10 protein-coding genes and 1 pseudogene are annotated in these 11,602 nt (G+C 30.8%); 6 read left to right on the forward strand and 5 right to left on the reverse strand.

All coding sequences use genetic code 11. The features are described 5' to 3' along the window. Positions 1 to 12: 12 nt before the first annotated feature. A complete protein-coding gene (locus AAC084_RS09135; RefSeq protein WP_339839799.1) occupies positions 13 to 735 on the reverse strand; it encodes an O-antigen ligase family protein in 723 nt (240 codons plus the stop codon). A 250-nt stretch (positions 736 to 985) separates the two neighbouring features. Between AAC084_RS09135 and AAC084_RS09140 the strand changes: the two genes are divergently transcribed. Beyond that, positions 986 to 1,183: a hypothetical protein gene (locus AAC084_RS09140; RefSeq protein WP_339839801.1), complete on the forward strand. Its 198-nt coding sequence runs from the start codon at positions 986 to 988 to the stop codon at positions 1,181 to 1,183. Positions 1,184 to 1,214: 31 nt separating this feature from the next. Here AAC084_RS09140 and AAC084_RS09145 read toward each other — a convergent pair whose 3' ends face one another. From AAC084_RS09145 to AAC084_RS09160, 4 genes are all read right to left on the reverse strand, one after another. Then, positions 1,215 to 2,225, reverse strand: coding sequence for a hypothetical protein (locus AAC084_RS09145; protein WP_339839803.1), 1,011 nt, complete (start codon positions 2,223 to 2,225; stop codon positions 1,215 to 1,217). 63 nt (positions 2,226 to 2,288) lie between these two features. Further along, positions 2,289 to 2,867, reverse strand: a complete 579-nt coding sequence (locus AAC084_RS09150; protein WP_339839805.1) for a serine acetyltransferase — start codon at positions 2,865 to 2,867, stop codon at positions 2,289 to 2,291. 160 nt (positions 2,868 to 3,027) lie between these two features. After that, positions 3,028 to 4,173 (reverse strand): glycosyltransferase, encoded by a 1,146-nt coding sequence (locus AAC084_RS09155; protein WP_339839807.1) that lies wholly within the window; start codon positions 4,171 to 4,173, stop codon positions 3,028 to 3,030. Next, positions 4,163 to 5,305 carry a glycosyltransferase gene (locus tag AAC084_RS09160; RefSeq protein ID WP_339839809.1) on the reverse strand — a complete coding sequence of 381 codons (1,143 nt, stop codon included), beginning with the start codon at positions 5,303 to 5,305 and terminating at the stop codon, positions 4,163 to 4,165. Before AAC084_RS09160 ends, AAC084_RS09155 begins: the two co-directional genes overlap by 11 nt. Positions 5,306 to 5,895: 590 nt before the next feature. Here AAC084_RS09160 and AAC084_RS09165 point away from each other — a divergent pair. The 5 genes and pseudogenes from AAC084_RS09165 to AAC084_RS09185 all read left to right on the forward strand — a co-directional run bounded on the left by AAC084_RS09165 (position 5,896) and on the right by AAC084_RS09185 (position 11,558). Further along, positions 5,896 to 7,089 carry a glycosyltransferase family 4 protein gene (locus AAC084_RS09165; protein ID WP_339839811.1) on the forward strand — a complete coding sequence of 398 codons (1,194 nt, stop codon included), beginning with the start codon at positions 5,896 to 5,898 and terminating at the stop codon, positions 7,087 to 7,089. 663 nt (positions 7,090 to 7,752) lie between these two features. Further along, positions 7,753 to 8,025: pseudogene (locus AAC084_RS09170) on the forward strand (glycosyltransferase family A protein); the annotation flags it as partial. Positions 8,026 to 8,049: 24 nt separating this feature from the next. Then, complete coding sequence (locus tag AAC084_RS09175; protein ID WP_339839813.1) at positions 8,050 to 8,424, forward strand: hypothetical protein; 375 nt, start codon at positions 8,050 to 8,052, stop codon at positions 8,422 to 8,424. Positions 8,425 to 8,839: 415 nt separating this feature from the next. Continuing rightward, on the forward strand, positions 8,840 to 9,934 hold the full coding sequence (locus AAC084_RS09180; protein WP_339839815.1) for an acyltransferase: 1,095 nt from the start codon (positions 8,840 to 8,842) through the stop codon (positions 9,932 to 9,934). Positions 9,935 to 10,343: 409 nt separating this feature from the next. Beyond that, positions 10,344 to 11,558, forward strand: coding sequence for a hypothetical protein (locus AAC084_RS09185; RefSeq protein WP_339839817.1), 1,215 nt, complete (start codon positions 10,344 to 10,346; stop codon positions 11,556 to 11,558). The last annotated feature ends 44 nt before the right edge of the window (positions 11,559 to 11,602 follow it).

Here is an 11,602-nt window from a genome sequence, read left to right on the forward strand (position 1 = left end):
TTTATTTAAATTCTAATTTTTCTTCAGTTTAACAGTATGTTCGATTTCCTCATGATCTGATAGTAAAAAAGTTGATCCAATCAAAGCGGCGAAGAAAAAATAAAACAGAATCATGCTAATTCCACCACCGGCTTTTGCCATATTTAGAACAATGATGAAAAAAATTACCAAGTAAACTATTTTTCCATTTTTTTTGTATGACAAGAACAATATTTTAGCAATTCTCCAAATAAATATCATAAAAAAGCAAAAGCCAACTAAACCAGTGGTCATAGCAACGTATAAAAATACGTTATGGGGATCCATGGCTATACCTATTTCTTGGTACATCTCCGGTAATGCTGCTGGAAAACCCACTCCAATTATCGGATTATTCTCAATTACTTTTTGTGCTCCCACCCATGCAAGGTTCCTGCCAATATCACCTGTTTCTACGCTATCCAGCAATCTCCTTTGAAAATCTACATTATTTGCTAATACGAAAAGAAAAAAAGATATCGAACCTACTATTCCAAATAACCCTAAAACTATTTTTTTACCAATACTTATACGCATAAAAACCACAAATAAGGCTAAACCTATAAATACGGATAAAAATGCCCCACGTGATCCAGAAGCAATAACCAAACTTAATAATGGTATCATAATCAAACTGCCAAAGAGAATTTTTTTTAAGGAGAAGTTCGTTTCTAACATATTTGACAACACAATTAAAAAAGCAATTAAGGCTTTCATACCCATTATGTTTGGATTTTCACCAAAAATTCTTGGCCTGTTACTAATGTATTCTACCCCAATACCTAGTTTATACAGCAGGAACATCACTAAAATACTAAGTACATACAATAGCAAAGTCTTCGGAAGAATAGTTTGATCATTGTAATAGTGGTTTGCTATCAGAAACATCAAGATTATTAAAAGCAGCACTCGATAATGATAAGCTTCCTTCATTTCATCCAGATAAATGCTATTGAAAGCGGTTGAAATGAAACCAGTGATAATAAATAATAAAAGTGGAATTCCGAACTTTTTAAAGAGCGACAAACTTAATTCTTTAAGTTTTGGTAGCCAGCTTAATATATATAGTACACTAGCCATGAAAGTAACTGATAAGGTACCGCCAAAATTAAATGGATCCCAGTTTTCAAATGTGATGGATAAAACTAATAAATACAGACAGTAATTATTTAGTTTTTTGAGTAATTCAATCATACTTATGAATTAAGAACGTCCTCTAAAATCCAATCTTGAGTTGAAACTTTTTCTTCATGCCAGTTTAAATCAGAATCCCAATAACCTGGACAAGGCAAATACACTTTTTTGTTATAACAATAAGATACCTCCACAATTTGGGGTTGCCCCTTTTCATTGTAAATAAAATCATAGGACATAGATTGAAAACCAAGTTTTTGACTTACTTCAAAAGCTATTTTAACACACTCTTCATCAAACAATTCCCTATCGTAGTAAAACTCCCCACTACCAGATGCCCTAAAATCATTTTTTCTTACCATACGCTTAAGCCCAATCGCTCTATTGCCAATCACAATGATTCGTTGATCATGGTCATTGTTTGGTAAGAATTCTTGAAAATAAATATATCCTTTTTCGTTGGTTGACATGTTTTTAAATGGAGTACCTATAAAAAGACGTGCAACACCTTTTAAAAGCCCTAGAGCTGATTCTGTGCCCAATTTGTATTTTCTGTAACGTTCCCTTAAAATGGTATTCATATTCAAGGTAGGGAATCCTTTTCCAAAGGCTTTATTTACCAATTTTTTAGCATGGACGCGATTTTTAGCTAAAAACACATTTACCGAAGCTCCACCTTTACGAAGTTTAAATACTTTTGGAAATGAGGTTTTCTCTACCCATTCCATAGCTGTTTTTTTATTGTAGAAAACATAAGTCTCTACCATTGGCGCCCTGATTGCCTCTAGTAGATATTTTTGGGCAACTTTATCATCAAAATGCCATACCGTATTTTGGTTTGGAAATATTTTGATATTGGTGTTTTCTAAGGCCTGAATTAAATATTTTGCGAATATCTGATCTTGAAATTGTAAGTTGTCCACATGCCATAGCAAAACCTTACAATCAGCTAATTGATTTACTATATTATTATCGTAGCAAGAAACTAGTTTATAGGGGATGGAATTATTCTCACAATAATCTTTCCAATCGCGACTAAAGTCGTCTTTATTTCCGTAATGAATTGCTATCACAATGTTTAAATTTTATTTATTTATTATTAATGTTATGTATCAAAAACCTAACAATTGAAATATCTATGCGTGCGGGATGATACTTTTTATATCGATAATTTTTATTTTTTTTGCTGGTGACCCTGCTATCATTATGTCATTTTCAATAAATGATTTATTTACACTTGAATTTGCTGCGATTGCAATGTTGTTTCCAAGTTGGATATTACCATAAATCTTAGCACCGGGGCCAATATAAACGTTATCCCCTATTTGAGGAGCTTCAGGATTACCTCCAGAAGCTCCTATGTTGGTGCATGGATGAATTCGACAATTACTTCCTACTTTGGCATTAGGATTTACTACAATAGTACCATAATGAACGATAGCTAGACCGGGCCCGAAAACATTAGCAGGTATAGAGAATCCTAATTTTAAAGATTTTTTTCTAAATTTTATTTTCAAAAAAATAAGGTAAATCTTTCCCAACATACTCCTTTTACAGTTGTAATAGAACTCCAGTTTTCTAAGACACTTTTGAAAATCCCATATATAATCTGGGTAAAAAAAGTCTTTAGTCTTTTGATAAAAAGTATTAGCCTTTTTTAAGGCAATTCTATCTGCTTCTAAATAATTCAAATAGTCTGTTTTTGATTTTATCATAGTTACTTAAAATTCTATTCCAGATTTTTAAAAATTCATATTCTAAATCAAAATGTTTATATAATTATGAACTGGAGCGTAATTTACAATGCAAATTTAGTTGAACATAATAAAAATGAAATAATATAGTTGATATGTTACGGTTAATGGATAAAAAATATTAATTTGATTTTGATAATATTAATTTACTGTAAAGGCTTTCGGTCTTCCTAGCAATTCCTTCCCATTTAAAATAATCCAAAACTTTTTCCCATACCTCATCCGTTGGGTTTTTCTTACTATTGGCTATGGCATCGTGAATACTCTTTTTCATAGCATCAGTAGTCAGATCTTCTAGAACATGACCTACTTTACCAAATTTAAACGGATCGGTAAGCCCGCCGACATTTGAAACGATAACTTTCTTTTTTTCATTCATTGCAGTTAATAGAACACCGCTTTGCGAAATTTTCCTATAGGGAAGAAGCACATAATCGGTAACTTGTAACAAAGCAAGGAATTCCTCATCTAAAAGAAATCTATTTTCTAAGGACACGTTGCTCCTTTCGTTCAATTCCACTAACTTTTTATGGGTGCCCTTACCCGCAATTATAAGATGTATGTCATTCTTTTCAGATATAGTTTCGCTTTTCCAAGCATCTACAATCAACTCTATACCCTTATAATCGTTTATCACACCTAATGCCGAAAATACTGTTTTGCCCAATAGTCCAAAATCTTTAGTGAACTTGTTTTTATAAAAGGCAACTTTTTCCAAATCAATGTTGCTACTAAAATCTAGTGTACCATGGGGAATGACAGATATTTTTTCTTTTTGAACATCAAATGACTCCACTAGTTCCTCCTTAGTTTTTTCAGAATGAACAATTAGCCGGTCTGCTATGGTATATATTTTTTTATAGATTCTAAAATAACGATCGCCCGTATTGTGTGGTAGGACATTATGTGCTGTCAAAACTATTTTGGCTCCACTTTTACGAATTTTTATTAAAAAGTAATAATCCAAATAAGGAATTTTAAACCATTGAAAATGAACTATTTGTGGATATTCTGTTTGAATTATTTTTAATAATTTTAATTGAGATTTTAAATAGCTAATAAGTTTAGAGACTCCAGATTTATCGCTATAGTCATATAGCATATTCATTTTTAACGCTAGTTTTTGAGCATCATATTTAGTATTACAAAAATATTCCAGTTTAAAATGGGCTATGTTAGAAAGTAAGGAATAGTCATACATAGCCAAATTATTATAGCTCATAGGGCTTACATAAAATACTTTGGCATGACAGCTTTTATTGCTCATGAAAATAGCTATTGGTCTTAATGTAATTGAGAATGTCTTCTGCCCGTTTTGTAATTTCAAAATTTTTGGCGTAGGCTACTGCTGCTTTTCCCATTTTCTGTCTTTTAGAAGGGTTTTCTAAAATTTGACCTATTGCGGTTGAAATTTCTTTTACATTCATAGGATCTACTAATATTGAGGAAGCTGGATCGCATTGAAACCTTATTTCTGGGATATCTGAAGAGACTATTGGCAATCCACAGGCCATAGCTTCTATTATAGCGTTGCAAGAACCTTCGTGTAAGGTTGGCAATACAAATACGTCTGCAGCACAGAGAAATTCTGGAACTAGGGAGGTGGTGACCTTGTCTTTAAATGCAATTTTATCACTTTCTAGGACTTGAGGACCTTTTCCAATAAAAAGTATTTCTACATCGTTCATATGCTCAATGGCCTGTAATACTCTCAAGGGACCTTTGTCCTCAACGAAGCGCCCAACAAAAATTACCAATTTCTTATCTATAGGTAATCCATGTTTTTTACGCATTTCATTTTGATTCCTTGGATAAAAATGAGTCAAGTCAACCGCATTGGGCTTGATAATAATTTTATCTGAATTAACACCAACTTCAATCAAATTATCTTTAATCTGTGGAGATACAGCTATAAAACCTCTAATTTTGGAAATCAAGCTTAAATACACCTTTGGGTTGTAATAAGACTTTCTAAGGTTAATATTTTTTAGCTCTCCCTCTGCTACAAAAATAGGCTTTCCTGTATTTGATAGTGCCTTAACAGCTTTAATACCGTTTACCAAGAAATGGGCATAGATAATGTCAAACTTTAATTCGTTATTCTTAACAAATTTCTTTAAACTATATACTCCAAATGTTTCACCTATCAGATGCGTGTTATAACCTAAAATCCATTTGTTTGATACACTAATTGATTTTGGATAATATACAGTAGCGCGTTCCTCACCATAACTTATTTTTTTTCCTTTTCCTTTAGGTATACCTAATATATTTTTCATTGATATAACAGTAACCTCATGTCCAAGTTCTACAAATTTTTGAACTAGGTTATATACAAAAATACCATAGGTAGGTGCATTCGACGAAGGGTAGTTGTTAGATACAACCAATATTCTCATTTAAATAAATTTTAACTTTATAACGATAAAATAGTTGCATTATTATGCAGTATAGCAATAGATTAAGTTTAGAAATTAAACTTAATCTATTCAGTATAGTACTCTTCCTCAAAAGTAATCTTAAAAACTAGTAGTTTAACTAAAACAAAGAATAATTCGATAAATGCAATAGTCTTGGCGTCAAAGCAATTTGAACAGAATCTATATTTTCCGTTTGTTGAAAATTCACGACTATATAGCGGGCACTAAATCTTAACATTTGCTATTTTAGATTCAATGTGAATAATATATGTGTGTGTGTGTTTTCATTTGTATGATTATTTGAGTCGTAAATCATATATTCAATGATTTAATTTTATGAAATAGCTTAAAAAATTCTCATAACATTATAAAAAAACGATGAACTTGAATATAAAAATTAAAGCTTTAGAAAACTAAGCAGTTCTAATTAGGGGCATTAATACAATCTAATCTATTTATGATTAACTTTAAATCCGAAATAATGAATAAAAAAAATGATTTTTTTCAGGTTTTAAAAATTCAGAACATCTCTCATTAAATATTATCACAAGTAATCTCAAGAAAATGATATGAAAATACTCTATCTACACCAATACTTTAAGACCCCTGATAAGCCGGGTGGTACACGCTCTTATTGGAACAGTCTTGAGTTAATAAAAAATGGCCATAGTGTTACGGTCATTTGCTATAGTCGAGATGCGGAAGAAAAAATATCACGTGAAACGCGGAATGGAATAGATATAATTACCCTAAAAATTGATTATTCGCAATCAATGGGTGTCATGAACAGGCTAAAAGCATATATACATTTTATGCTAGTATCTACCCATATTGCCTTAAAACAGAAAGATATAGATTTTGTCATTGCCACTTCCACCCCTTTAACTATTGGTTTTCCTGCATTAGTACTCAAAAAGTTTAAAAAAATACCTTATCTATTCGAGGTTAGAGATTTATGGCCAGAAGTACCTATACAAATGGGAGGGTTAAAAAATAAGCTATTAATCAAACTAGCTAAATGGTTTGAAAAAACCATCTATAAAAATGCCTCCCATATCGTAGCCTTGTCTCCAGGAATGGAAGATGGGGTAATCGAAACGGGTATCCCAAAGACAAAGATAACCATGATTCCCAATATGGCCAAGATTGATGAATTTTGGTCGCGCCCTTTAAACAAGCAATTAATAGAAGAATTAAAGATAAATCCAAATACATTCAAGGTAATTTATTTTGGTGCCATGGGTGAGGCAAATGCAATAGAATATATATTAGAAACTGCAGATCTATTAAAAGAAAACAAGGATATTGAATTTATATTTATCGGCAATGGGGCTAAGAAAGATTTGATAATAGAAACCATTGAAAATAAAAGTCTTGGGAATGTTAGCTATCTAGGCCTTTTCGCTATGGAAAAAACATCAGAATTGGTGAATATTTGTGATGTTTCATTGGTTACTTTCTCTAATATTCCAATACTCTATACCAATTCACCCAATAAATTATTCGATTCCCTTTCGGCCGGCAAGCCCATTATTGTTAATTCAAAAGGGTGGACGAAAAAATTAGTCGAGGAACATGAGTGTGGCATATTCGTTGATCCAGAATCACCGCAAGATTTTGCAGAAAAACTTCTTGACCTAAAAGAATCACCTCAATTACGCAAAAAGATGGGGATTAATTCGAGGAAATTGGCTGAAACTGAATATGACAAGTCTATACTTTGTGAAAAATTTGCGTCAGTAGTAAATTCAATAAAAATCTAAATAATTCAATAATTAGCACTAGAACTATGCGTGTATTTATAAGCGAGTTTTAAATTTTTCTGGAGTCCTTCACAGGATTACAATTGGCACTCCCCATGGCAATGTTAGCTTGTATAGACCTGTTTATTCAAAATAAGACAAACCTTTCTATCGTCAACATAGAATAGGTAAAAACGAGAATATTTTTGCCATTTCCAAATTTAAATCCGTGAACGATAAAAAGATGACAATCAAAAGTTTTTACCAACTGGACAAAGCATTACCAAGGTTGTTAGAAAAACTCCTTTGAATACAATTTTTAATTATTTAAAATCTTAAAGGGAGACATAAGCTTGGTAAGCCCTTTACCGTTGTTGGTCTTCTATATTCCACTTAACAGGGTATTTCAGGCCAAAAGACACAAAATACAACAGGCGTAAAAGGGTGGGGCCAGATAAATGGGAGAAGCACCATAAATTGGGATGAAAATTTTCATAGTATATTTATTATGTTGATCACCAAAATTGTATATTAAATTTAAAAATATTTTTATTTCTGAAATTTTACCAGCTGATAATAATATAATTATGCCAAAATTTAGGGGTAATCAATAAACAAAACAAGAAGATTTAAAAAATAAATGAAGCTAAGTATTATCATCCCCGAGCATAAAATGCCGAAGATCATATAACTCAATGTTTAAAAAGCCTCGTGACAAAAAGTATTGATACTTCAGCATATGAAATTCTTGTGGTTAATGATGGGTCAACTGACAGAACGGAAGATTTGGTAAAGGACATGGGAAATTAGTTTACTAATAATGAACAAATTCTTCAAGTAAATAAAGGAAACGGTGCCGCAAGAAATACGGGTGTAAAAAATGCCAAGGGGGATTCTATTCTGGTGTTAGATGCAGATAACTACACGGCCTATAATGCTTCAGGAACTTTATGTTAACTTCCATACGCTAATAATCTAGACATGCTAGGTATTACCTCCATAAACCTGACTGATTCTAATAAAATAAACGCTAAACAAAAAGCTCTTGATGAAAAGATGAATCCAGGTTTAACCGGCATTAATTTTATGGGCACGTATAGTTATAAGGTTGAAGTTTGGTGGTATTTCATCAAAAAATCTTTCTTTGACGAGACTTGTGTAGCTTTTTATAATCGGAAATTCGTTCAAGACTCCTATTTGACCCCTACAATATTCAGTGAAGCAAAAAAAATGACTTTTATTGAGTATGACCTATATCCAAAATCGCCTAATTCAATAACAAGAAAAAAACCGTTGAACATCCCAACAGATATTTTAAGGATATCTCTTTCTCAATTCAAAAATTATATGACCTAAAAAAATTCTTATTTCTAAAAATGAATTAAACAAAAAAGCATTGTTTCGCATATATGCTTAACAACAACGTTATGCTTTATAGTGATTGTACGTTTTATAACATCTAGTCTACCTAATACTCAATTAAAAAAAACACTTAATGATTACAAAGCCATAAAGGCATATCCTATGAACAAGTTTATGTCCACCCTAGATTATAGAAGTCCATCCTATTCGGTGCTTACCTATATCTTCAATCGAACATATCAACAATACCCCTTAATATCCTTTTATAAAAAATTTAAATACTTTTAAAGTTCATTTACACCTAGACTAATTGAGATAATTTTATTTAATGCTGAGTTCTCGTTTTATCTTTATTTTAATAAGAAATATTTAATTTTAGTTATAAAGACTAACATCATTTAAAGAAAACATGAAATTAGTATATTATAAAAATTTAGATGGCGTACGGGCGATTGCTGCTCTGATGGTTATATTCTTCCATTTTTTCCATGAAATGAGTAATGAATTATCGCCAACATTATCCATAATAAAAAAAATTGCTTCTATTGGCCAAACCGGTGTTACCCTTTTTTTTGTATTATCTGGCTTTTTAATTACACGTATTCTTATTAATACTAAAGATACCGAAGGCTATTTTAAGAATTTCTACGTAAGAAGAACTTTACGAATATTTCCATTGTATTACTTTTTCTTAGTTATTTATTTTTTTGTTTCCCCTTTATTCCTAACTATCAATGAATTTCATTTCAATGATGAATTTTACTATTTTACTTATCTACAAGGTTTCGCAAGAACTTTTGGATGGGATGTATCAGGCCCTAACCATTTTTGGTCTTTGGCCGTAGAAGAGCATTTTTATTTGTTTTGGCCTTTTGTAATATTCTATGTTGCTAAAAAAAATTTAGGAAAAATAATTTTGGCCATTATAATTTTGGCCATCTTAGTTAGGGTAATCCTTCTAAATAATAACTATTCTGTTTTCCTTTTCACCTTTACCCGTATAGATTCACTAGCCATTGGTGCAATCCTTGCCTTATTGGAATTAAAAAAACTACTAACCCTTAAACATATTAAATATTTTATAGATCTATTTGTGGGGTTGGTAGTGGTAACTTTATTAATCTGGATTCTTTTAGCGGGTGAAGGCAGTAATTATATACAAAATTTAAGATATCTACTTCTATCCCTCGTTTATTTCTCAATGATAGGTTCTTTGTTGTGTATCCCTAAAGAGCACGGTGTAAACCGACTATTGGAAACACGATTTTTTCAATATACAGGAAAAATTAGTTATGGCCTATATGTCTATCATCCCTTAGTTTTCATGTTCTGTGTTCAATATTTACATACAGACTATTTAATCCTGAATTTAATAATAGGAACTCTAATTACTTATGTTGTTGCAGGGCTTAGCTACAAATATTTTGAATCACAATTTCTAAGATTAAAGAAATATTTTGAGTATAAAAAACCGAATAGCTTGTCGCAGCCTAAAGAAGCTTAGTAATTGAATATCAAGTATATTTATATTGGTCAGTGTATTTTTATTTCATAATAAATTACAAACTATATCTGAATTTTATTTTTATGTCTTAATAAATACAATTGCACTTCTAAATACGCGTTATTTATTTAAATAAATGACTTGTATCTCTTTATCGTTTATTAACGTGTTTTATAGAAAATATATTATTACATATTTACAATTTAATAACTTTAAATGTAACCATAAAAATTCTGACATAAATGTTGTACCATGGTAAAATTAACTGGTAAGAGCTATCCTATTTTAGGAACTAAAATATGATAACAATAGTTCAAATTCCGTTTGCCATACAAGTCATTTTTTTAAAAAAATCACCTAATCCAGTATCTGTAGGAAACTAACGAATAATATATATATAAAACTATTAATGAAAATTACTAACCAATTACTTAGGGCGAAACCGTTTATTTACAAGATTGCTTTTTACCTTATGGTTTTAAGTTTACTATTGGTTGGTTGTTACAAAGGCATTGGGGAGGATGGTGGAAAAGATGCTCAATGGTTCCCTGCCAAATTATTTTCAGATAATATTGATTTTTACCACTTTTATTTAGAGAATTTCAATGATTGGTTCATGAGAAGTGTCCCCAATTATTATTTTCAACTCTATTACTTATTATACCCTTTTTCCTCCGTCTCATGGGATACCTTTAAAATTATTTGGTTTTTAATCAATGCGGCGTTCTTATTACTTTTTGTTCTGCAGGTAAAAAAAAATTTTAATTTTAGCTATAAAAAAATGGTGATTATTTTTTTGCCATTTGTTTTAGGTTTTCCATTATTAAGTGTATTTACAAATGGCCAATCAACGTTACTAATATTAATTTTCATTTATTTTTCTTGGAAATTTAGGGATAATCAGTTTTTGCTACCTATATTTTTATCCCTTTTAACAATAAAATATAGCTTTGGCATACCCATTATCTTCGGTTTTTTACTAATGGGTTACTATAGATCTGTCTTACTTAGCGGCGTCTTAACTTTGGTATTTCCTTTAATCTATTCTATTCAATTTAATTTAAAGTTTCTACCAACTATATTTCTTCCTTTAAAGGTTGCGACCAGTTCCTCTTCAAATCCAATAGGGTCAGGTCCTGGTGATATTATGAGTTTATACGGATTACTAACGGATAAACCTTTGTTGGGAATAAATATTCTAACAATAGGACTAACCATTTTTATTATACTATTTGCATTCCTGTCGTTTAAATATCATGTAGATAAAAAAAGTATATTCACTTGTTCCCTACTTTTTTCACTTTTTGGGTTTTTTCATTTTGGACAGGCTTATGTTTTATTTTTATTGATTATACCCTTACTATATTACACAAAGTATTTTAAGTTTTTGTATGGATATCTACTTCTGTTTTGTACTTCACCAAGAATCGTTAGAATTTTGAACCTTCTCTTTAATCAGGAAATCGATGTTAAGGAGTTTATGAGAGATAAATATTTTGTCATCTTCAATATAATTATCCTACTATCGTTTTTTGTACTAGTATTATTGGATGGAATCTTAAAAAGAGAAAAATCAAGAATAAATTCAGCACATTCAATAAAAAGTCTGCTAAATATTAGTTAGCCCAAAATTCAATTTAGACTGTATAATAAACATTAAATATCAAC

It is taken from the genome of uncultured Maribacter sp. (assembly GCF_963977385.1).
Taxonomy (GTDB): domain Bacteria; phylum Bacteroidota; class Bacteroidia; order Flavobacteriales; family Flavobacteriaceae; genus Maribacter.

Bases quoted from the DNA above. Each gene is read 5' to 3' on its own strand.
- AAC084_RS09150 (WP_339839805.1), bottom strand. From the start codon at position 2,867: ATGATAAAATCAAAAACAGACTATTTGAATTATTTAGAAGCAGATAGA.
- AAC084_RS09160 (WP_339839809.1), bottom strand. From the start codon at position 5,305: ATGAGAATATTGGTTGTATCTAACAACTACCCTTCGTCGAATGCACCT.
- AAC084_RS09175 (WP_339839813.1), top strand. From the start codon at position 8,050: ATGCTAGGTATTACCTCCATAAACCTGACTGATTCTAATAAAATAAAC.
- AAC084_RS09180 (WP_339839815.1), top strand. From the start codon at position 8,840: ATGAAATTAGTATATTATAAAAATTTAGATGGCGTACGGGCGATTGCT.
- AAC084_RS09185 (WP_339839817.1), top strand. From the start codon at position 10,344: ATGAAAATTACTAACCAATTACTTAGGGCGAAACCGTTTATTTACAAG.
- AAC084_RS09155 (WP_339839807.1), bottom strand. From the start codon at position 4,173: ATGAGCAATAAAAGCTGTCATGCCAAAGTATTTTATGTAAGCCCTATG.
- AAC084_RS09165 (WP_339839811.1), top strand. From the start codon at position 5,896: ATGAAAATACTCTATCTACACCAATACTTTAAGACCCCTGATAAGCCG.
- AAC084_RS09135 (WP_339839799.1), bottom strand. From the start codon at position 735: ATGAAAGCCTTAATTGCTTTTTTAATTGTGTTGTCAAATATGTTAGAA.
- AAC084_RS09140 (WP_339839801.1), top strand. From the start codon at position 986: ATGAAACCAGTGATAATAAATAATAAAAGTGGAATTCCGAACTTTTTA.